Below are 23,102 nucleotides of genomic sequence, written 5' to 3'. Positions count from 1 at the left end.
TATGTATAAATCGTTATACTAAGTACTGAGCAAAAGGGATACGCTTGTAAACGGAAAAAAGGAAAGTTAGTTAGTTGTTATAGTAAACAATAGTAAAGAACAGTAGGTGAAACGATGAAGCAACATAAGCGCAAGCTGGTAGCGGGAATAGCTGTAGTGGTGGTTTGTACGATGATGGGTAGTACGTTGTTTATGCCAGGGATTGGACATTCAACAGTATTTGGGGCTGCATCTAGCCAAGGATCAACTACCGAAAAGAAGCCAACGACATACAAACAAGGGAAAGTAAAATTAGAGCCGGAGCAGATCGAAGTGTATGAACCGGCAGCGATGATTTTTACTAGTACAGGTGAAGCTATTGTCGTCGATAGTGGGCGACATACGGTTGAAAAAAGAACGGCAGATGGTAAGCAACTATGGGTAGCGGGATTGCAAGCAGGAACGGATGCATATGGACAACCGATTGGTGGCTATCGAGATGACGTACTGAATAAAGCTTATTTTTCTGCTCCACGTGACGTTGTCGTTGATAGTAAAGGTGTTATTTATATTAGCGATTTTGGCAATCATTCGATTCGAAAAATTGTAGATGGTATCGTCTATACGCATGCTGGAACAGGAGTAGCGGGCTATGCTGATGGCAGTAAAAAAGAAGCACAGTTCAACCATCCGGCAGGACTTGCTATCGATGCAGCTAATAATATTTATGTAGCAGACACGATGAATCACGTCATTCGAAAAGTAACACCAGACGGTGATGTAACGACATTTGCCGGTAAACAGTCAGAGTTAGGTGGAATGTTAAATGGTGATAGCGATGTCGCTCAATTCAACGAACCTGCTGATATTGCTCTAGGAAAAGATGGAGTTGTCTATATTTCTGACAGTGGTAATCATCTCATTCGAGCAGTGAAGGATGGGCAAGTAACTACTTACGCGGGACAACTAACAGCAGTAGACGAAACGAGCGGTTACCGAACAGGGGATTACCGTAACGGAGCGAGACTAACAGCTGCTTTTCATTTCCCAAAAGGGCTGTATTATGAGGAAGCAAACGATATGTTACTCGTAGCGGATAGTTTGAATCATCGGATAAGAGCAATTATGACGGATGGACAAGTAGTAAATATTGCGGGGCAAGGTGGTGCGGGAGATAAAAGTGGTTCTCCAGCACAAACACAGTTTAATTTGCCTAGTAACGTTGTCTATGATGCTGGTCAATTAATCGTTGCTGATTCGCAAAATCGTAAATGGAAGCAACTTCTGTTCGATCCAGCGCATGTTGTACCTGTAGCGACAGATGAAGACATTATTGCTTCTTTACCTTTGGCAGATAGAGAAGATACGGCACAAGTGTGGTTTGATCAGGAACGCATTACTTTTGAGAAAAAAGTAATACCTTACGTTGAGAAGGGAAAACAGTATGTGCCAATCAGAGCTTTATTCGAAGGTTGGGGGGCTGATGTCATTTGGCATCCGGCAACGTTTGAAGTAGAGATGAAGAAGCAGACGGGGCTATCGAGCGGCTCTTTCCGCTTGAAGCTACGCCAACCGCATACGCCAATTATTGCTGGCAAAGGGTACGTAGAATTAACAAGTTTACAAAAAGTGAGTGGGCTACGTGTTATCGTCGAGCCAGATACTAATGCGATCATATTTGTCGGACAATAATTGTGCAAGAAAATAACATTAAAAGAATAAGCAAATAGTAATAAAAATCCAACAATATTGTAGATTGTAGTTTCAACATTGTTGGATTTTTCTGTTTGCCATCCATGCGTTGAAATTACAAGCGTACAATAATCCGTCCTTGCGTTTGGGAATGTAAAATATCTTCTGTCGCTTGTGGCAAATCAATGAGGCTGATTTCTCGATCGACGAGCAGATCTAAAATGGCTGGTTTCATATCGGTAGCCATCCGTTCCCATAATTTCGCACGAACATCATAGGAAACAAACACCGAATCAATACCTAGCAAATTTACTCCCCGCAGTATAAAAGGCATCACAGTAGTTGCTACTGCACTGCCACCAGTTAAACCACTAACAGCGACCGAACCACCATATGTTAGTTTACTTAAAATACTAGCAAGTGTAGTTCCGCCTACTGGATCAATTGCCGCTTGCCATAGTTGTTTGTTTAAAGATTTTTCGGCATGCTCGACTACTGCTTCTCGTGAAATAATTTCCTGCGCGCCAAGTGAATGCAAGTAGGATGTTGCTGCTTGTTTGCCAGTACTAGCAACAACGTCATAGCCCAATTTGTGCAGCATCGCAATAGCTGTTCCTCCAACACCGCCAGTCGCTCCTGTAACGAGTACTTTTCCAGTTGGTGGTTGCACGCCATTTTCCTCTAGCCGCTGAATAGATAGTGCAGCAGTAAACCCAGCCGTCCCATAGATCATCGCTTCTCTCAGCGAAAGTTGTTCGGGCAAAGGTACAATCCATTTGCTAGGCAAACGAACGTACTGACTAAACCCACCAAAATGAGATACACCGATATCATAACCGGTAGCAAGGACAGCTTGCCCTTCATGAAAACGATCATCGGTAGACGTTACGACGTAACCAGCGAGATCGATGCCAGGAATAAACGGATAAGCACGAACGATTTTTCCATTAGGCTGGCACGCTAACGCATCTTTATAATTGACACTAGAATATACTACTTTAATAAGCACATCGCCAGCAGGTAATTGATCTAGAGTTATAGGTTGAACAGACACTGGAAGTGATTGCGTCGGGTCTAATACTAATGCTTGGAATGGTTCCTTCAAAGTGTTCATGGTAGCTCTCCTCTACGTTAAAGTAAAGTATCTATATAAGGAAAAGTGACAAGTAGTTGTTTTCTTTATATCGTAACGAAAGGATAAACGCAATAATATTTCGCACAATAATCGTTTTATGAGATGTTTTCAGTAGGAGATGAAGATGTAGTATAGTATAAAGGATGGTTGAATTCGAATGGAGGACGGATGTCGTTGTTAGAGAATAACGAACAAAAGTTGTTGCTTCATAGTGAGATGATTGAGAAATTACAGCAAGCTGGTCATCGAGTAGAACAATATCACTACGGTCGTGGCAATTTAATTTTGCTACAACAAACTGTTAGTGATCGCTTTTATATGATCGTATCTGGTTCTGCTGCGGTATATGTAGAGCAAGGTTCGCAAGTGAGAGTCGAGCTGGAAACGTTAAAAAAGGGACAGTTTTTTGGAGAAGTATCGTGTTTAAGTAATGATCCGGTAACGGCTAACGTTGTAGCACTAGAAGAGTTAACAGCGTATGCGATTGATCGAAATGCTGTATTGATGTTAATGGACGAAGATAGTACATTTCGACAACAAATGATAGATTTATTAATTAAACGAATTCAAAAAACGAATGAACGAATAGTGGAAGAATTTGAACGTAGTGTACTGTTAATGAAACAAACAGAGGAACAATTAGCGGATGTTGAATTACTTGGAACGAGCCCAGCTATGGAGCAATTATTTACTGATTTACAGCAATTAGCGACTACGGATCGTCATGTATCGATTATAGCGGAATCTGGTTGTGGAAAAATGAGTGCTGCGCGTAAACTACACTACGCTGCTACGAGTAGCAGCTATCCGTTACTCGTATTATATGGCGATCAGTTTGACCATGAAGAGTGGAATGTGAAGATCAGGGCAGCTAGAGGTGGAACGTTGGTGGTGAAATTCGCGGACCAATTGCCGGAATACTGGCAACATTATGCATTGCAATCTGGGCTCGAGACGAGAATTGTTTATTTATCAACGAAACAAGTGGAGTTTCCTGGAACGGTGCAGCTTGTCATCCCACCACTAAGAGAAAGAACGGAAGACATCGCTCTGATCGCTCATCACTTTGCACTGCAAGAAGGGGCGCTGCAAGCAGACGCGGCAATTAGCCCGGATGCACTCCGTATTTTGGAGTTATATCCATTTTTGTCTGGTAATGCACATGAATTACGAAAAATTATCCGCGAAGCGTACGTATTAAGTGAAGGGCGGATGATTACTAGTCGCCATTTGCGCTTTGAACGATTTAAACAGCCAGGTGATAAAATTACGATTGGACTGGCACTTGGTAGTGGCTCATTGCGTGGCATGGCTCATCTCGGTGTATTGAACATATTGGAACAAGAACAAATTCCGATCGATATTATTGCCGGTACTAGTGTTGGTTCTTTTGTTGGAGGGGCATATGCAGCCGGATTATCGGCAAAGGAATGTCAGAATATATTGGCGACGATGAATTGGGGACATTTGGTGAAGCCTACTTTTCCGAAACGAGCATTAGTCGATAATACACCGATGATTGATTTTGTTGAGAAAAAAATTGGAACATACAATATAGAAGATTTGCGTATTCCCTATGCGGCAGTGGCGGCTGAAGTGAGAACCGGCGAAGCACATATTATGAATAAAGGATCGCTTGCGAATGCAATCTGTGCTAGTTGTGCCATTCCATCGATTATGAAACCTGTCTATTACGAAAATAAAACATTAGTCGATGGCGCAGTCGTCCATCCCGTACCAGCAGCGTTGGTGAAAAGTATGGGAGCCGACATTGTCATTGCGGTGAATGTTATAGAGGAATCGTTTACGAGAGGGCTCGTTCGAAACTTCGTTGATTCGATAACAAATACGATAGATATGATGAGTGCCAAAATAGTCCGAGAAGAATTGCAATTGGCTAATGTTATTTTAAAACCAGATTTGGGCGTGCAATTCATTCGTTTTAAAGATATGGATCGTTGTATAACAGCTGGAGAAAAAGTAACTATAGATGCGATGGCGCATATTAAATCACTCATCCAAAAATAGTGTACGATTGAATCTTACTTTATAAAATAGAAGTGGAAAGGATAAGAGAACGATGCAAACGGTTGGAACAACGATATTGTTATTAGAAAGCTATATGAAAAGCTTGACGAAAACAGAGCAAAAAGTAGGCAAATATATTATGGCGCATGCGGATCAAGTGATTTATTTTTCGGTAACAGAATTAGCAGAACGAGCAGATGTAGGAGAAACAACCGTCCTGCGGTTATGTCGGAAATTAAAGTTTAAAGGGTTTCAAGATTTTAAGCTGTCGTTAGCACAGGATTTGGTGAAGCCGATTGAGCATTTACATAGTGAAATTACGGAAGAAGACGATATAGCTACACTGAAAAGTAAAGTTTTTTCCTCGCATATTGCTGTGTTAGAACATACGCGTGAACTATTGCAAGAAGAGCAATTGTTACGTGTTGTTGATTTGATCGTGCAAGCAGAAAGTATTCATTTTTTTGGAGTAGGTTCTTCCGGATTAACAGCAGCGCAAGCAGCACTTAGTTTTCTACGAATTGGTAAACGTAGTTTTGCACGGGAAGACACACATTTTCAAGCGATAGACGCTGCTATGATGACAGATCGTATGGTGGCGATTGGCTTATCGATTTCGGGCAGTACGAAAGATACGATGGAACATTTGCAGCTGGCAAAACAAGCTGGAGCCAAAGTGGTAGCCATTACAAGTAATGCACGATCACCGATTACGAAGTTAGCCGATCACACACTGTTGATGGTGTCGAGAGAAACACCGATGCAAGGTAGTTCCATGACAGCAAAAATATCTCAATTAGCAGTTATCGATATATTGAATGTCGCTGTAGCTTTGCGGATGCAAGAGGTAGCAATAGCTACTAGAGAGCGAACGGCAAAAGCGATTTCAGACAAAATGTTTTAAAAGAAATAAATTATAAATATCATCTTAAGAAATGCACATATCCATCACTCCTTACATTCGGTACAATGAATAACACCTAGTGTGGTTTGAATTTATTGTAGGGAGGAGCGGGTATGATGCAACTATTGCAAAATGGTATTTTTCGACATTCTCCAGCTATACAACTTACAAACATGAATATAAATTTGGATAGTTATTATTTTTTGTATTCGCTGAATGGAAATAGTCAGTTGAAGGTAAAAAGTCCGGGGTACAATGGCGAGCTGTTGCTAGCTAGAAATGATGGAATACTGTTCAACTCTAATGTAACGTCGATTGAGCTTTTAGGTCAGTCACATGACGAACCAGCTCCGTTAGTAAAATGGTGTCGTTTGCCAGCTGCGTATGTTAAACCGTTAATCGATCATGCTGAGCTACATTATTCTCTTTATTTACAAGCACAGTTAGAGGAGACGGTGATAGAGCAGTGGTTTACTCAACTAAATGAACTGAGCGGTGAAACGTCTTCTGCTACATTAGCGAAGGAACTCAGTTTATTGTATGGATGGTTAGCTATGTTTTTGGAACGATTGTTAGTGACAACAACAGGAGAACGGTATAGTGCTAGAATAGCATCTTCTTCTGACGATCAGCAATTAGTAACGATGGAACGAGCGTTAGCGTATATTCATGAACATTATGACCAAAGTGAATTATCCGTTGCCAAAATAGCTGCCTATACAGGGCTTGAACGTAGTTATTTTACTAAAGTGTTTGCCGAAAAAATAAAACAGCCACCAGGACGATATTTGCAGCATTATCGATTGAAGCAAGCGACGATGCTTCTACGTCAATCTGGTTTACCTATTAAAGCGATAGCTTATCAAAGTGGATTTAATGATCCCGAATATTTTGCACAAGTGTTTAAACAAAAAGTGGGTCAATCTCCTACCCAATATCGCAAACAAATAGCGGTTACATAAATTTGGACGGCGATACGTCATAGTATTTTTTGAATGCTTTAGAAAAGGTAAACGGATCAGGATAACCGAGTAAAGAAGCGATATGCTGAATGGAATATTTATTTTCGTATAAGTATTCACGTGCGCGATTCATTTTAATTTGATTCATATATTGCCCGGGTGTAATGTCTAGCGCATGTTTAAAATAAGTAATAAAATATTTTTCGGATATACCAGCGATGTTGGTTAGTTGAGCAACTCGTAATGGTTGATGGAGATGCTGATGAATGTAATCAAACACAGGCAGGAGGAGATCGAGCCCCTGCTTTTTTGTCGTTAGTCCTTGTGGCACAAACGTTCCCATATATTGACCATTGCCATTTTTATTAGTGGAAAACTTCCAATTACTAAATTCATGGCAACATTCGGTCCAGATCATGCGACGGACGTTATTGAAAATATGGTAGGAGATCTCGGAAAGCAATACTATATTAACACAACCAATCAAGGGGCAGTAAGCAACATGAACGATGATGCTTTTCTGGAGTTGTTATGCGACGTTTCTATGGAAGGTGTTAAGCCAGTAGCTGTAGGGGAGATGCCGCGTGGTATTCGTGGAATGCAGGAGTTGGTGTTAGATACGCACGAGCTAACGGCAGAAGCGGTAGTAGAAAGAAGCTTTACGAAGCTAAGACGAGCGATGATGACAGATCCACTTGTTCATTCCATTAGCGATACCGATAACATTATACAGGAACTACTAGAGCGTGAAAAAGAGATTATTCCTGCTTATTGGTATGTCTAGTCAATGATATGATATCAAGTAAATAGTGAATGTGAAAATATAACTACCATAAAAAGCTATCTCCACAGCCTAGTGCCGATAATCTAACGGTGCTAGGCTGTTAAATTGTGTGTAGTACCATTAAAGAGTACATATAAAGTTTTAAATTATAGTGAAGACAAATTAGATAATGAATATCATACCTCGCTTAATTAGGCAGATTAAGTTGTCATACTAATAAAAAATATAATAGATATGTGGTGAAGTGTTGGATGAACGAATAATATTTTCGATGATTCAGAGTATGATAGAAAACGATGCTTTAATCATTGAGACAGGACATGCTCGGTTGAGAATGTCCCAAAGAGGAATAAATACAGAAGATATTATTTACATTCTGAAAAATCCTACTTACATAAAAAAAGTATCAGAGTCTGCTGTAATTGCAGATAGGTATAATTACCGAGTCGTTGGAAAATTTGATTGGTCGGTAGTTGTTTCAATCGATTATCCATCGAAATTAATTATTGTAACTGTAATTGATTAGCAATTGAAAATAATGTATAATTATTACTACAGGGAGCGTGATTATTATGTTCACGATAGACCAATGCGTTATGTGTGGACACAAAGAAGTTCCAAATCAAGAACTTGAGATTCCAGTAAACATCGAAGGAATTATTAGTGTCAAGGTGCAGGGAGCAAAATGTTCCAACTGTGGAGAAGAATATTTTAATTCTAATGACACACAGGCGATTAGAAGTATGGAAAGAGCATATAAAGAGCAAGCCGTAGGAGCCTAGCCCAATTAGGCTCCTTTTTACATCTAGAACGTGTCTAAAACTCATCACGTCATCCGTTTAAAAAAGGAATCCATGTATATAAGTGTGAAAAGACGATCTTGAGTTCAGTTTTGTGCATTTCCAAGTGTTGTAACAATTGATCTTGGGTCGCTCGGACGTGGCTTTTATCGCATGAGGTCTTAACATCTACTGTGAAATTTGTAATAGAGGGAGTGTAGTAGGAGTTTATACGATAAAACGTACAAACATTCAAATAAGTATTGGAGAAAATCAAGTTTATACGAAAAAACGTATAAAGTGACCCCGATAATAGGTTGAACGTACGGGTTTCGTACGATAAAACGTACAAACAACCGAAATTCCGCCGATCAGAATGCACCTTTGTACGAAAAAACGTACAAGCTTACCGCTCCATTCATTGATCTTGAACATGACCTAGTTATGACATGAAATAACCATTAATAGTATAGTGCGTAGATGAAGCACAACTCGGCATTCCTTTCCATAAGGAAGAAGGAAGCTAGTTTGTCGTAATGAGTGGTTACGAATAATTGATACTCCAGTCATTTTCTCAAATTATAGCATAAAATTATTTAGTTCTCAGACACATCCTAGCGTACTCGAGAAACATTTCCTATAATGGAAAGAAAAAACACCTCTTCTGATTTGATAGCAGTTGAACATCATTACTGCTTATCAGAAGGGTGGTTGATTATAAGTTACATGAAAACAGGCTGACCTTTTTTCACTGATTCGTAGCCGAGCAAAGCAACTCTAGCTGATTTTAAACCATCTTCTCCACTTATCGGAGCTGCGTTACCTTCGATTAGTGCAGTGACGAACGATTTGATCATATAGAAATCCATGGAGTCGCCCCAATAGATGTAGTGACCTTTTCCACTATCTTCACTGAAGAAATCGATTTTTTGCGCAAAGCTATCAACAGAAATAGCACCGAGTGTTCCGACAATTTCCATCGTTACATCTCCCCATGTTGGGAATGATTTTGTACGTGACCAGCTTGTGTCGAGTACGCCGAAGACACCATTGTCGAATTTGACATGAATCATGCCAGTATCATCCGTTGGCAGGTCTTCATGAAATAACGTTGCAGCATAGGCATATACTTCGTTCACTTTTGCACCAGTAATCCAATTCATTAAATCCATGACGTGTACTGTATGGTCTAGTAATGCACCACCGCCGGAGAGGGCGGGATCTACAAACCATCTGCCAGGCATAGTGCCACGGTTCGTTCCTTTAATAGCAAGTACTTCACCGATGTCTCCACGTTGTACAGCTTCTTGTGCTTTCACGACTGCCGGAATATAGCGACATGGGAAAGCGGTCATTAACTGAACTTCATTATGCTCACAAGTTGCGATCATTTCTTCCATTTCTGTCACAGAAATACCGAGAGGCTTTTCGCAAATGACATGCTTTTTGGCGTTGGCACTGGCAATAGTATGTTCTGCGTGATGGACATTTTCAGAACAGATAACGACAGCATCTAACTCTGCAATAGCCAGTAGATCATTGTAATCGTTATAGTAACTAAGCCCGTGTTCTGTCGTAATCGCTTTTACTCGTTCTTCGTTCTCATCCGTAATACCGATCACTTCTACTTCTGGTAGTGCAAGTAGGGCGTGCAAGTAAGAAAAGGCGTGCGAGTGTGCAAAACTGATCATACCAACTTTTGGTTTACTCATTGTGAGCGCCTCCTTTAGCAAGATAGACCGTTTGACCTGTATTTACTGATTCCATTACAGCAAGTCCAATTTCAAGTGCTTTATATGCATCTTCTGCGGATACAATCGGCTCACTACCGTTACGTATGCAGTCGATAAAATGTTCTAATTCTAATTGGTAAGGAGACACATAGCCGGGGCTTTGTGGCACTTCAACGAACGGGCCTTTCTCTACATCTGTCGTCGTTCTGACGACTTTAATCGATTTGTTGTTCGAACTGTCATGTTGGACCAGTCCTTTGCTACCAGCAATTTCTGCTGCTGTCGTAAAGGAGCCAGGGTAACCCCAATAGGATTCTATGTTTGCAACTGCATCATTGTCGAATACTAATGTTGCTGAGGCATAATCGACCATGCCATGTACAGTACGCAATCCGTATACAGAACGAACTTCTCCGATGGACCAGCGCATAAAGTCAAGATCATGCACCATTAAATCGATAACAACACCGCCACTTAATTGATCATCGATAAACCATTGACGTAGTGTCCCGGGGTGAGCGCCAATTCGCTTCGCATGCGCAACGCCGATACGACCTAAAGAATTATCCTGTATTTTGTTTCGCATCTCATTATATTCTGGAAAGAAACGTACGACGTGCCCAACAAATAAATGAACATTCTGTTGCTGACAAACGTCGATCATCACTCGAGCATCTTCTAGGGTAAGTGCAATTGGTTTTTCACAAATTACATGTTTGCCTGCTTCCGCAGCACGTATTGAAAACGCCATATGCAAATGACTTGGCAATGTAACGCTTACAATGTCGCAACCTGATTGTTCTAACATGGCATCATAACTATCATAAACCGTTGCGCCAGTTAGATTTGCTAATTTTTCGGACAGGTCTGAAATAATATCATGAACGCCTACCACTGTAACACCGGGTATGTTCAAATAGCTGTTTGCATGAACGTTGCCCATCCCGCCACAACCGACAATTGCTATTTTCATCGTATCTCGCTCCTAAACTATTGTATAATAGGGAATGTATACATCGTATAATTTTGGGGCTTATAAGTATATGCCGATAATAGTCGGGTTTGTACTGTATTTTGTCTTGCCTCTCAAGAAGGTGCTAACAATGGAAATAATTAAAGAGCCAATTCATTATCAAAATCCATTATTGTTTATTAAAGTTTGGCAGTTTGAACAAACAGTTGATGAACTAACGTTAACGGCTGAAGAAATAGCTTCCGGCGTACAAAAAGTGAAGTGGCATCATCATAAAGAGGTAGAGTTTATTGTGGTGCAACAAGGAACGCATCAGATGCAAACACCTAACCAAGTGTATACACTGGCGCAAGATGAAGTCATCGTCATCGGTTCTTCGCAGTTGCATCGATCCATTTCAAGGATTCAAGAGAAGTTAGTCTATATTGTACTGCATGTTGATTTGGAAGCTTATTTTCATGTAGCGATGATGCGATACTTTCGTCATTTTTCGGAAGTGAATCAGCCGCTGGAACGATTGAATTACATTTTTCAAGAAAATAAGGAAGTGCAGCGCCAAGTAGCGCAGCTCATTCGCAATATACATGAAGAGATGATGAATAAAGCAGGCGGTTATGAAATTGCAACGGTGATGTATATTAAACATCTGATGCTTGTATTGTTGCGCGGGGATACGAAAGGATTACTGCAACCGCATGAATTAATCGACCCGAACGTGATGAAGCCTGTACTGGAATATGTGGAGGAACATTTGGGTGATTCGATTGATTTGCAGCAAGTGAGCGATATTGCTGGAATGAGTTATTTTTATTTCTCCAAATATTTCAAAAAAGCGATGGGCTCGACATTTGTCGATTACGTCAATCGGAAACGTATTGCCAAAGCAGAACGGCTACTAGTAACGAGTACGTACAAAATTACCGATATTGCTCGGATGGTGGGAATAGAAAGTATGACCCATTTTTATAACCTATTCAAACGAATGAATGGCTGTACACCGAAACAGTATTTACAAAAAATTGATGGTGAGCGTTAAACGAAATAACTGCGCTAGAAGATTTGCCAGAATAGATAGAGAGAAAAGCAGGAAATAAGCAACTGTTAGGTTGTTATTCCTGCTTTGTAGTTTGGTTATTGGAGTTTGGCTACATTTATTCTGCCCAGTTAGTACCAGCGGGTACGATGGCAAGGGCTGTTTTCGGAGCGAGATCAAGCTGGAGTTGGTAGTTGCTCGTTAGCTTGACTCTGGATTGAAGTGGTTGAAGACCTGTTTTTGTAATCGTATATATATCGACAGCATCCACATGGTGCCACTGCGGTGGCAAGGTCCAGGTGCGTGGGTACAAATAGCCGCTGTCGCTGTAGGCGATAATTTCTAGATGAGTTTGCCAAAGAGCCGGAATAAATAAATCGGTTTTTTCTTGTAGCAAACATCCTTTGTAATGCATCGTTTGTTCATACAGATGGAGTACAAGGTCATCGCTATATGTGACAATGCGCCGCTCCGTTTCACCTTCTAGTTGCAATCGCTCGAAATGATTGAGAAATTGATAACGCAGCGTAGTTTTACAAAATTCTTCGAGTAATGCAGTATCCCACCTATCTCCAATTGTACCTTTCTCCTCATCGTAGAAAATGCCTTCCCCATGCATGGTTGCCCCAAACATAAATTCCAGATCATAACGACGTGGTATGTCAGGCAAGCAGTAGTCTCGAATGTAAGCACCGGTTAATAAAGCAGCTGGTCGTTCCATAAATAACGTTTCTCGTGTCATATCAAACCACCAGCACCACGGTTGTAAGCCAATAAAAGGATCGTTACGATAGTGCCCAAAGTTTTCACTAGTAACATCAATATCACGGTCACGGAAGTAACGAATGATTTTACGCATATAGATCGATTGATCTTCTTCCGAATAATTCATACTGGGGTTAGTTCGCGGAAAAAAAGCATCCAAATGAACGGTTTTTGCTTCGTCAAGCTGAAGCAGTTCAATTAAAGCATCGATACGTGCGACCGCTAATCCACTTTCCCATTCTTCTTTGTAACTAATTTGATAAGCTTCTCGATTGTTATAGCTGCCAATTACCAAAAACTCTCCGGTTTCAAAGCGAGCGATCGCTCCCTGCTTCGTATATTCCTCCCAGAGCGGACTATCCTGATAAGCGTCGGTCATATTGGCATGCACACTAACAGTTGTATTATATTGTTTCGCTTCTTCCATCAACCATAAATAGCTGTCTCGGGCAGTCGCATCTTCCGGTCGTTTGAGCGCTTCGTTGACTTCGTGCCAAGCTGGGTATTTGTCATCATGCCCATTATATTGCCAACCAACAAGATAAAATATTTTGGGGATACCTCTCGTTAGTTTATCCGTTTCTTTAATAACAGTAAGCGCTTGCTCAAACGTGCAGTAAACAATGGAACCACCTTGCTGATCGGGATTAGCCATTCCCAGCTTCATTGATAATGTTTTGGAATAATCATGCAAGTATGGTCTTTCTGGTTGTTTCGTAATCGTCCAATCGTAGTAATTTCCCGAAATGTTGCGCCACGCTGTATGAGTAATAGGTATAGTCATTACATTCACTCCTTCAACCAAGTAAAGTTACATGTGTATCGTATCTATTACTATATCGTAGAGAACATAAAAATAACATCCGATAAATGTGTGTGAAAACCACGAAAAATGTGTTAAATCAACAAAAAGGATGTAATATTAGTTGTTATCTCCTGTATTATCTTCCGTTTATGTATAAAACCTTAAAAAATGACCGTCCATTCTTAAATAAGAACGCTATGTTTGCAGAAAGCGATTTACTACAATATAAGCAAGTAGTCGCAATGAGGAGGGTTTGCATGAAAGCGAATACAGAACGGATACGTTTATTTAAAAGACAACTACCATTTCACGTTTTTGTTTGGCTAGGCATTGCTTTTTTACTCATATTTTCATATACACCGATGTTTGGTGTCATTATGGCATTTAAAGATTACAAAATTACAAGTGGTATCGTCGGTATTTTTACGAGTCCTTGGATCGGGTTGAAACATTTTGAACAGTTGATTAACGATTATAATTTTCCGAATTTAGTTCGTAATACGCTAGCGATAAGTGTTTTAAAAATGGTTTTTTCTTTTCCAGTTCCGATTGTGTTCGCCTTAATGCTGAATGAAGTAAGGCATTCTTTTGTAAAGAGATTTGTTCAGACGGTAAGTTATATGCCGCACTTTATTTCGTGGGTTGTCGTGATGGGAATGTCATTTGCTTTCTTTTCGACAGAGACTGGTTTGATCAATGATTTTTTATTGAGTACTGGCATTATTAATAAGCCAATAGGTGTTTTAACGAATCCAGATTCTTTTTGGGGGTTAGCTGTCGGTACGGCGATTTGGAAAGAAACAGGCTGGTGGACGATTATTTTTTTAGCAGCGATTGCAGGTATCGACCCTGGATTGTATGAAGCAGCTGAAATTGATGGGGCAGGTCGGTTGAAGCGAATATGGCATATTACTTTACCGGGTATGAAAAGCTCGATTATCGTTATTTTAATTTTATCGATTGGAAGTATGCTTGGGGGCGGGTTAGTTGGGTCTAACTTTGAACAGTCGATGTTACTTGGTAATGCACTGAATCATGATAAATCACAGATTATTCAAACGTATGCTTTTCAAATCGGTTTGTCACAAGGGCGGTTTGCCTTTGCAGCGGCGATTGATCTGATCCAATCGTTGATAGCTGTGTTGTTAGTAACGAGTAGTAATTATATATCACGCAAAGTGTCAGGAGAAGGTTTGTACTAAGTGTTGTACGGAGCAGGAAGGAGCTGATAGTGGATGAGCAAGTGGCGTACAAGGGAAGATTTTTGGGTAGATACGATCAATTATATTTTGTTAGCTGTCGTCACGATTATGATGGTTTATCCATTTTATTACATTCTTATCGTTTCATTTAACGTTGGTAGTGATACAGCTGCTGGCGGTGGGATGTATTTCTATCCTCGGCAATTTACGTTAGAAAATTATGTCTACTTCTTAAAAGAGCCAAAATGGGTGGATGCTTTTTTTGTATCGGTTTTGCGAACCATCATTGGAACGATTGTTAGTGTGTTATTTACTTGTTTAGTCGCTTATGGTTTAGCTCAGCCCGGGTTAATGTTTCGCCGCACTTATTTTTCTATTTTCGTTGTAGCGATGTACGTATCGGGAGGGTTAATTGCTTATTACGTTATATTGCGATCGATTGGGTTAATTAATAAGTTTGGTGTGTACATTATTCCATCGATGTTAAGTTTGTTCTTTCTCATGATAGCGGTCTCCTTTTTTCGCGAAATACCACCTGAATTAGGGGAATCGGCGCGGATGGATGGAGCGGGTGAGTTGAAAATATTTATCTCTTTAATTTTACCACTTTCTTTACCGTTATTAGCGACAATGGGGCTGTTTCTAGGTTCTGGGCAGTGGAATGCTTGGTTAGATTCGGCTTATTTTGTCCAAAGTCAGAAGTTACGAACGTTATCATTTCGAATGATTGAAGTAATGAATCAGGCTAGCTTTAGACCTAGCGATGCAGCGACAGCTTCTTATAGTTCCGGAACGGCTGTGACTCAGTTTTCTGTCCAAGTGACAGCGATGATTATTTCGATTGTACCAATGATGGCTGTCTATCCGTTTTTACAAAAGTATTTTGTGCAAGGGATGATGCTGGGATCAGTAAAAGGTTAAAATTATTGAAGGGGTGGAATGAAACGATGAATAAACGAGCAGGACAACGGTTTTGGTCGATGGGTACGATAATAATGCTTTGCCTGATGTTGGTTCTTTCTGCATGTGCAAGTAATTCGGGCGGGAAGGGAAATACCACCGAGCAGGAACAAACGAATGCGGTGAAGGAAACAGCTAACACAGAGCAGCCAGCAACTTCTAGCGAACCTGCGAAAGCGGAAGATGAAATAGTAGAGCTGGATATTTTTATTGACCAGTACTGGTGGCCAGTCAAAGATTTTGAAGGTAGCGTATCGAAAGAAATTACGAAGCGAACTGGCGTGAAATTAAATGTAACGATTGCAGCAGATGAAAAACAGTTGCCACTGATGATCGCCTCCGGTGAATTGCCTGATTTGGTAGCAACGAGTGACCAATGGATGCGGATGTCTGATCCATCGTTATCGCACGATTGGAAAAGTTTAATTGACGAACATGCGCCACATTTTGAGATCGATCAAGAACGAATTGCGGTTAATACGATGGAAGATGGCAACTTCTACACGATTCGTAACAACTTTTCTACGACAGAAGAATGGGAAAAAAATAAAAATTATGCTTTATTATCGGGAGCGGGAATTGCTTATCGGAAAGATATAGCGGAAGAAGTTGGCGTAACAGAAATTAATACATTGGATGATATGTTGAACTTATTTGATAAAGTAAAGCAAAAGTATCCAGAGATGATTCCTTTAGCGTTAAACTCGTTTTGGAAAAAGCACTTTTTTGCATGGCAATTCGGGGCAGCTTGGGATCACTTTGATGAGCAGGATGGAAAAATAATTCACACATTACGAACGCCAGAGCTTGAGAAAACATATATGTTTATGAATGAACTGTATCGTCGTGGTTTTACAAATGCTGAAAACTATGCACTAAAAAATGAAGATCAGACGAAAGCATTAGCAACAAGTGGTAAAGCATTTGCTTATACGTGGACGACGAAAGTAGCAGATGCACTCAATGCTGAGACGGAAGCGCAAGGAATGAAGTGGACTAATTTCCCAACAAAATTATCGGATGAATTTCGCTATATTCGGATGGATACAGGCTGGCAAGGGCTATTTATTACTAAAAACAATAAAAATGTAGCAGCTGCTATCAAATTAGCGCAGTTTTTAATGTCGGAGGAAGGACAAAGACTATCATTCTACGGGATTGAAGGTGTGGACTATAATATGAGTCCTGATGATGGCTACCCGATTTATACCTTTAATTATATGAGCGAGGAAGAAAAGAGTAAACGTGGAATTGCTTGGGGAATGCTGGCAGGTAGTGCTGTTCATGAGCTAATTAGCACGTACGTACCGGATAGTGAAGAAGTGGTCGTTCGGCGTCAGTTAATGGATAACACGGAATTTAATTGGGCGATGGGACTTATCAAATCACCACCTAATGATACCGAGGAAAGTGTGATTGCAACAAATATTAAAACGATGATTGAAAATGAAGAGACGAAAGTATATTTAGCAGAAACGGAAGAAGAAGCACGACAACAATTCCAAAAGATGGTAGAACAAGCAGAGAAAATGGGAATGGCAAAGTTAGAAGAATGGGCGAATAAAAAATATGTAGAATCATTAAAATTATTTAAATAGTATGAAAGAAACCAGGGATAGAGCTGTAAAGTCTCTGGTTTCTTTATTGTTAATAAAAGCGATTACTTATAACAAACTGGATATCTATGCAAATGATGAATTATTTGATACATTGAACATATCGTCGGAAAAGTGGTGACTTCATTGGGTATCGTTAAAAAACAAATTATCGGGTATTTTTTTATTATTGTATTACCTGTGATCGCTTTTGGGATGTGGTGGTACTCGACGTCATATAATACGATGGTAGAGCAATATGTGAAAAGCAAACAGCAAATATTTGAACAGTCCTATGATAACTTGAAAGTACAACTGACTCAAATGGAATCAGCCTATCAATTGTTTCAATATAATACGAACGTTAATGACTATTTAAGCGGCTTGCCCCGGTATGAAGGTGATTATGTTTATGATTTTTTGAAATATATCCGACCGATTTACATTTTACTTTATTTTGGTAACCCGCATATTAAAGAAATTAGTTTGTATTCGAACCAGCCGTCTATACTGCAAGTACCGCCAGAAATTATGTCAGAAGATGAATTTGCTGATCAGAAATTGTTACAACAAATTAACAGTTTGAAACCAGCAAGTGGACTATGGCAATTGAATTTTCATGGGGATGCTTGGCAGTCTGATTTACGATTTTATCAAAAATTATATAACAAAAACTTTGATAAACAAGTTGGCTTTATGGAAATCAAAAGCGAACATCATATAGTAACGAAGTTTATAACTGAATTGCCTATTGATCAACAGGCGCAAGCTTACTTGATGTCTAACAATACGATAGTACTAGCGAAAGAACAGCTGCGTTCTATCGTAGAGGAAGAAAATGAACGGACAGATCGATTGCTAGGCAGCGAAGAGGTATTTTATACAACCAGCAAAATGCCACCGGCGTTTATTCATGCGCTCTATTTGTCCGAAATTGGATTACGATTAATTATTATCGATTCTGGCGAAACGGTATTTTCTAATATTCAGAAGCAAACGTATACTTTATTAGCTGTATTAGTAGCATTGTTAATGATGTTATCCTATGTTTATTATTTGTCGGCGAGGTCGATTAGTCGAAGAATTACAAAATTAGCGAGACATATGAAGCGAGTAGATTCTAACAATTTGCGTAGCTTTACGAGTACAGTGAATGAAAAAGATGAAATTGGTTATTTGACAACTTCCTATAATCATATGCTGGCAAGAGTAGATGAACTGATCAATAAAGTACAACGAGCGGAAATTATGCGGAAGGAAGCGGAATATACAGCGCTGCAAGCACAGATTAAACCACACTTTTTGTATAACACGATTGAAACTATTCGAATGCTGGCACAATTGGACGGTAATAAGCAAGTAGCCGAATTGTCGTTTGTTTTTTCAAAATTTATTAGGTATAGTATTTCTCGACATCAAGAGTATGTGAAGATAGCTGACGAGTTACAGCATATCGTTCATTATTTGCATATTCATCAAACTAGAATCGGCGGTCGTATGAGTTTCCAAATTACCAATGATGAACGAATCGAAACTTTGCATTGTCCGAAATTTATATTGCAACCTATTGTAGAAAATTGTATTGTTCATGCGCTAGCGCAAACATTAGCAGCGGTTCATATCTATATTACATGTACAATCGAAGCAGATTATGCGATCGTATCTATAAGTGATAATGGACCTGGGATGACGGAAGCAAGGCTAGCAGAAGTGAAGATGGCACTCACTCATAGTTTGTTAGATAAAGATGCTACGCTAAGCGAGTCTGTCAATCCTTCTAGCAACAGCGAGTCCAACGACACGATAGGTATTGGTTTAACGAATGTGCATGAACGGATAAATATGTATTTTGGACAACAGTCTGGTATAATTATTGAGCAAAATAAAGGGCAAGGAACGAAAGTGACTTTAAAAATGTGGATGGATTCCAGTAAGTAAAAAGGAGCGTAACGTGATGAAACTGTTAATCGTTGATGATGAGCCAATTATACTTCGAGGCATCGTGCAAATAATTAGTGAAGCGATAGAACAGATCGATATAGTCGCCGTCTCCAATGGTCCAGAAGCGCTAAAACAATTGGAATCGCTTACTATTGATTTGATTATTACAGATGTCAACATGCCGGTAATGTCTGGATTAGAACTTATTGAGGAATGCAAAAAGCGCAACAATTGTGATCGATTCGTTATTTTGACAGGCTATGATGAATTTGAATACGCCAGGCAAGCGCTACGATTGGGTGTACAAGATTATTTGTTAAAACCACTGCAAAAAGAAGAATTGTTAGCGATTATTGCAGAGGTAAGCATGGATTTGGGTGCAACAGATTCTAATAAAAACTTGAAGCATACGATCGTTGACTATATTCATGAGCATTATGATCGAGACTTATCATTAGATGAAGTAGCAGCTCATGCTGGCATTCATCCAAATTATTTATGTGCGATTATGAAACGAGATCTTGCTACCAGCTTTGTTACTTATTTGCGTGAGTTACGGATTAAACAAGCGAAACAATTGTTGCGAACGCAAATCCATTTGCCGATCGATCAAATATCAGCAGCAGTTGGCTATGATAGACCAAGACAGTTTTTCAAAGTATTCAAAAAAGTGACGGGAATGACACCGGGGCAATATCGAGATAGCGAAGTGGTATAATAGACATGATGACTGAAACTTGACGTTTTCATTGAAAACTGATACAATGAATGACATTCATTCATTGACGGAGGTGATAGCCGAATGGAGCAACAATTTAATGAAAAAACTGATTCGAATGCTACGACTACACAAGCAAAACAAACGGCAGATGGAAAGTATGCGAAGATATTACAATCAGCCATTGCGGTTATATCAGAGAAAGGATTGGATAAGACATCCATTTCTGATATCGTCAAAAAAGCTGGTGTAGCGCAAGGAACGTTCTACTTGTACTTTGAATCCAAAACAGCACTTATTCCAGCTATTGCGAATAATTTGCTAACGATAACGTTAGGTGCAATTAAAGAAAAAGTGCAGCATGAAAGTGATGTTTGGCGCAAGCTAGAAGTATTTGTCGATGAAACTTTTCATATTACGGAAGCATATCGAGATGTCATTGTACTGTGCTATTCGGGATTAGCAATCGATAATTCGCTAGAAAAATGGGAAGCGATTTATCAGCCGTACTATGATTGGTTTGAACATATTTTAATAAAAGGAATCGAGAGTAAGCAGCTATATGCTCATATGCATGTGGAGTGGACTTCCAGAATGGTTATTAATTTGGTGGAAAATGCTGCGGAACGTTTTTATATAGGTAAGGAACAACAAAATACGATTGAAGTATATAAATCAGAAGTAATTGCTTTTTTACAACGATCACTCGAAGCCAGGTAGCGACTAAGCTAGCTGGCTTTTTTTTGATGTTTGGTCATCTAACTGACATATTACTCGTATATAATGAAAAGTAGTAGGGATTGTACCATGCTAGAGCGATAGATGATTGGTTGGAGTGAGGCTCGAGTGAAAAAAGTATTACTTATTGAAGATGAACAAAATATAGTGAAATTGCTGCAAGCATATTTGGAGAAAGCAGACTTTATCGTAGCAAGTAATGCTGGTGACAAAGAAGTGATGCAAGTCTTTCGTTCTTTTAAACCCGATATGGTTTTGCTAGATTTAATGCTGGTAACCGAAGATGGATGGTCATTATTACAAAAACTAAGATTGGAAAGCGGCTGCCCAATTATAATTATTACTGCTAGAGGGGCGATTACAGATCGATTGGAAGGATTGGACCTTGGAGCAGATGATTATATTGCCAAACCATTTGATCCGAATGAAGTAGTTGCTCGAGTAAAAGCGGTATTAAGACGTTCCGTATATTTGGCAGATGCGGATCACATCCGTTTAGGTAGTTTACAAATAGATACGACGAAGCAGCAGTTAACGATCGCGCAGCAGGAAGTAGCGTTAATTCCTCGTGATTTTCAATTGATTGGTTTTATGGCGCAATATCCGAATCAATGTTTTAGTCGAGCGCAATTGTTAGATCAAGTATGGGGGATCGACTTCGTAGGCGGTGAGCGAGCTGTTGATGCAGCGATAAAACGGATTCGCAAAGCATTACAATTATGGCCGAAGCAACAAGGAGAAATTATGACGATGAAAGGGATAGGGTATTGTTTGCGTGTATATGAAACGGAGCAGTAACAAACAAAAAAGTGCTACAGTACCATTATTACGCTATTGGACAGGCCGCTTTACATTGGTCGTAGTAGCTTTACTTATTATTGTGTTATTTCTTGGATTACATTGGTTAAAAGATAATGCTGTCCAGCAACAGTTTGCTGTGTTGGAAGCACGAGCCGAATTGTTAGCATCTTATTATTCAAAAGAGCAAGAACAAACAAATAAAATAATACGCTTGAATGCACAGGATAAGCTGCAAGCTATTAAAATGGTCCCTGCTTTTCCAGCGGATTTATTTATTCAAATCTATCATTTAGCAGATAAGCAAATAAAGGAGTATGGCGAAAACCATCGTGTAACGAAGGAAGTGTTGCTGTCAGTTGCTTTGCCAGCTATCGAGGAGCCGCTGCCAAGTAAGGAATTATTAACTGTAGCTAAGGGCAAATATTTAAGAGTTGGTGTAGCTTTTTTTGTGAATGAGCAGTTGGCTGGCAAATATTACGTTACTAAAAAAATGGATACCCACTATATTTATATGTATTGGCTATTTATTGCTGCTATCGGTGCGATCGCCTTATGTGGCTGGCTAGTCGTTTATTTGTTAGCTCGCTCCTTGACGAAACCGTTACGGCAATTATCTCATGCGTCTATTGATATAACGAGTGGATATTATGAGCCAGACCTTCCGAAAGCGGAACGGATCAAAGAAGCGGAAATTAATCAGTTGATTACTGCTTTTCAAGCGATGTCTAATCGGCTACAACAATTAGAACAGATGCGAGCCGATATGCTCGCTAGTATTTCTCATGAATTACGTACGCCGATTACGTCGATACGAGGGATGATTCAAGCGGTGCAAGAAGAAGTCGTTATCGAGGAAGAAGCGGCTGAATTTTTGCAAATTAGTATGCAAGAGACAGAGCGACTGCAATTAATGGTCAATCAATTACTTGATTTTTCTTATTTGGAATCATCCAATATAACGGCTCAGCAAAGGGAGCTAAAGATCGTATTTGTAGTTGAACAAGTGATCGTACAATTTCGTTTATTAAATACAAATCAAGCGATCATCATATCATTACGTTCAGAAGTAGATCAACATATAACGTGGCTGTTTGACGAGTATCATTTGAAGCAAATTTTATTAAATTTGTTGGATAATAGTGTGCATGCAGGTGCTACGCAGTTAAGTGTAGTTATTTATCATAACAAGCTGGAAATAATCGATAATGGTAACGGGATTGCCGCCGCAGAATTGCCTTTTATATTTGAACGTTATTATCGTGGAGATAGTAAGCGGAAGAAGAAGCAAGGGCTTGGCTTGGGCTTACCTATTTGTCGTTTGTTAGCAGAAGCTAATGATGCGTCGATTACAGTAACAAGTAGTGATGTACAAGGTTCCCGTTTTTCTATTCAAAGGAATGATCATAAATAGTTTGTAATAGTCACCTCACCGATTCACTAGGTAGTAATGGATTGTCAACAGTAAATCAGACAACTTTTTTAAGGGCTTCTTGGCGATACTGAACAGGCGTCAAATAGCCTAAGGTTCCATGGATGCGATGCTTGTTGAACCAGTTCACATAATCATATAATTCC

At 39.6% G+C, this 23,102-nt stretch carries 21 protein-coding genes and 1 pseudogene; 16 read left to right on the top strand and 6 right to left on the bottom strand.

The window, feature by feature from the left end:
- The first annotated feature begins 114 nt into the window (after nt 1–114).
- Nucleotides 115–1,671: a stalk domain-containing protein gene (locus ACFSTH_RS06285; protein WP_377770759.1), complete on the top strand. Its 1,557-nt coding sequence runs from the start codon at nt 115–117 to the stop codon at nt 1,669–1,671.
- 115 nt (nt 1,672–1,786) lie between these two features.
- On the opposite strand, the gene ACFSTH_RS06280 is transcribed toward ACFSTH_RS06285, so the two are convergent.
- Nucleotides 1,787–2,776, bottom strand: coding sequence for an acrylyl-CoA reductase family protein (locus ACFSTH_RS06280; RefSeq protein WP_377770962.1), 990 nt, complete (start codon nt 2,774–2,776; stop codon nt 1,787–1,789).
- Nucleotides 2,777–2,980: 204 nt separating this feature from the next.
- Between ACFSTH_RS06280 and ACFSTH_RS06275 the strand changes: the two genes are divergently transcribed.
- From ACFSTH_RS06275 to ACFSTH_RS06265, 3 genes are all read left to right on the top strand, one after another.
- Entirely contained in the window at nt 2,981–4,834 is a 1,854-nt protein-coding gene (locus ACFSTH_RS06275; RefSeq protein ID WP_377770757.1) for a patatin-like phospholipase family protein, read from the top strand.
- A 52-nt stretch (nt 4,835–4,886) separates the two neighbouring features.
- Nucleotides 4,887–5,738 (top strand): MurR/RpiR family transcriptional regulator, encoded by an 852-nt coding sequence (locus ACFSTH_RS06270; RefSeq protein WP_377770755.1) that lies wholly within the window; start codon nt 4,887–4,889, stop codon nt 5,736–5,738.
- 113 nt (nt 5,739–5,851) lie between these two features.
- Nucleotides 5,852–6,700 (top strand): helix-turn-helix domain-containing protein, encoded by an 849-nt coding sequence (locus ACFSTH_RS06265; protein WP_377770753.1) that lies wholly within the window; start codon nt 5,852–5,854, stop codon nt 6,698–6,700.
- Here ACFSTH_RS06265 and ACFSTH_RS06260 read toward each other — a convergent pair.
- A complete protein-coding gene (locus ACFSTH_RS06260) occupies nt 6,693–7,031 on the bottom strand; it encodes a helix-turn-helix transcriptional regulator (protein ID WP_377770751.1) in 339 nt (112 codons plus the stop codon). The two genes, ACFSTH_RS06265 and ACFSTH_RS06260, sit on opposite strands and share 8 nt — an antisense overlap.
- Before the next feature lie 30 nt (nt 7,032–7,061).
- Between ACFSTH_RS06260 and ACFSTH_RS06255 the strand changes: the two are divergent.
- From ACFSTH_RS06255 to ACFSTH_RS06245, 3 genes and pseudogenes are all read left to right on the top strand, one after another.
- A pseudogene (locus tag ACFSTH_RS06255) lies at nt 7,062–7,484 on the top strand (family 4 glycosyl hydrolase); the annotation flags it as partial.
- Between the two features lie 247 nt (nt 7,485–7,731).
- On the top strand, nt 7,732–8,010 hold the full coding sequence (locus ACFSTH_RS06250; protein ID WP_377770749.1) for a DUF4258 domain-containing protein: 279 nt from the start codon (nt 7,732–7,734) through the stop codon (nt 8,008–8,010).
- Nucleotides 8,011–8,056: 46 nt separating this feature from the next.
- A complete protein-coding gene (locus tag ACFSTH_RS06245) occupies nt 8,057–8,266 on the top strand; it encodes a YgiT-type zinc finger protein (RefSeq protein WP_377770747.1) in 210 nt (69 codons plus the stop codon).
- A 719-nt stretch (nt 8,267–8,985) separates the two neighbouring features.
- Here the strand turns inward: ACFSTH_RS06245 and ACFSTH_RS06240 are convergent.
- Both ACFSTH_RS06240 and ACFSTH_RS06235 read right to left on the bottom strand, forming a co-directional pair.
- A complete protein-coding gene (locus ACFSTH_RS06240; protein WP_377770745.1) occupies nt 8,986–9,975 on the bottom strand; it encodes a Gfo/Idh/MocA family protein in 990 nt (329 codons plus the stop codon).
- Nucleotides 9,968–10,969: a Gfo/Idh/MocA family protein gene (locus ACFSTH_RS06235; protein WP_377770743.1), complete on the bottom strand. Its 1,002-nt coding sequence runs from the start codon at nt 10,967–10,969 to the stop codon at nt 9,968–9,970. Before ACFSTH_RS06235 ends, ACFSTH_RS06240 begins: the two co-directional genes overlap by 8 nt.
- 130 nt (nt 10,970–11,099) lie before the next feature.
- On the opposite strand from ACFSTH_RS06235, the gene ACFSTH_RS06230 reads away from it, so the two are divergent.
- The gene (locus ACFSTH_RS06230) at nt 11,100–12,005 is read left to right on the top strand and encodes an AraC family transcriptional regulator (protein ID WP_377770741.1); all 906 of its coding nucleotides are present in this window, start codon (nt 11,100–11,102) and stop codon (nt 12,003–12,005) included.
- Nucleotides 12,006–12,120: 115 nt separating this feature from the next.
- Here ACFSTH_RS06230 and ACFSTH_RS06225 read toward each other — a convergent pair whose 3' ends face one another.
- A complete protein-coding gene (locus tag ACFSTH_RS06225) occupies nt 12,121–13,551 on the bottom strand; it encodes an endo-alpha-N-acetylgalactosaminidase family protein (RefSeq protein ID WP_377770739.1) in 1,431 nt (476 codons plus the stop codon).
- Between the two features lie 278 nt (nt 13,552–13,829).
- Here ACFSTH_RS06225 and ACFSTH_RS06220 point away from each other — a divergent pair, with 278 nt between their 5' ends.
- From ACFSTH_RS06220 to ACFSTH_RS06185, 8 genes are all read left to right on the top strand, one after another.
- Nucleotides 13,830–14,774 (top strand): ABC transporter permease, encoded by a 945-nt coding sequence (locus tag ACFSTH_RS06220; RefSeq protein WP_377770737.1) that lies wholly within the window; start codon nt 13,830–13,832, stop codon nt 14,772–14,774.
- Nucleotides 14,775–14,807: 33 nt separating this feature from the next.
- A complete protein-coding gene (locus ACFSTH_RS06215) occupies nt 14,808–15,695 on the top strand; it encodes a carbohydrate ABC transporter permease (RefSeq protein ID WP_377770735.1) in 888 nt (295 codons plus the stop codon).
- Between the two features lie 26 nt (nt 15,696–15,721).
- The gene (locus ACFSTH_RS06210) at nt 15,722–17,332 is read left to right on the top strand and encodes an extracellular solute-binding protein (protein ID WP_377770733.1); all 1,611 of its coding nucleotides are present in this window, start codon (nt 15,722–15,724) and stop codon (nt 17,330–17,332) included.
- Nucleotides 17,333–17,476: 144 nt separating this feature from the next.
- Nucleotides 17,477–19,267, top strand: a complete 1,791-nt coding sequence (locus tag ACFSTH_RS06205) for a sensor histidine kinase (protein WP_377770731.1) — start codon at nt 17,477–17,479, stop codon at nt 19,265–19,267.
- Between the two features lie 16 nt (nt 19,268–19,283).
- On the top strand, nt 19,284–19,988 hold the full coding sequence (locus ACFSTH_RS06200; protein WP_377770729.1) for a response regulator transcription factor: 705 nt from the start codon (nt 19,284–19,286) through the stop codon (nt 19,986–19,988).
- A gap of 84 nt (nt 19,989–20,072) precedes the next feature.
- Nucleotides 20,073–20,708, top strand: coding sequence for a TetR family transcriptional regulator (locus ACFSTH_RS06195; protein ID WP_377770727.1), 636 nt, complete (start codon nt 20,073–20,075; stop codon nt 20,706–20,708).
- Between the two features lie 126 nt (nt 20,709–20,834).
- A complete protein-coding gene (locus ACFSTH_RS06190) occupies nt 20,835–21,524 on the top strand; it encodes a response regulator transcription factor (protein WP_377770725.1) in 690 nt (229 codons plus the stop codon).
- A complete protein-coding gene (locus ACFSTH_RS06185) occupies nt 21,508–22,938 on the top strand; it encodes a sensor histidine kinase (RefSeq protein ID WP_377770960.1) in 1,431 nt (476 codons plus the stop codon). Before ACFSTH_RS06190 ends, ACFSTH_RS06185 begins: the two co-directional genes overlap by 17 nt.
- Nucleotides 22,939–22,993: 55 nt before the next feature.
- Here ACFSTH_RS06185 and ACFSTH_RS06180 read toward each other — a convergent pair.
- Nucleotides 22,994–23,102, bottom strand: a 109-nt coding sequence (locus tag ACFSTH_RS06180; RefSeq protein ID WP_377793624.1) for an IS3 family transposase, incomplete at its 5' end; no start/stop codon positions are given.

The organism is Paenibacillus yanchengensis, from assembly GCF_042684845.1.
In the GTDB taxonomy this organism is placed as follows: Bacteria; Bacillota; Bacilli; order Paenibacillales; family Paenibacillaceae; genus Pristimantibacillus; species Pristimantibacillus yanchengensis.
This window is presented reverse-complemented; position numbering and strand designations above follow the sequence as displayed.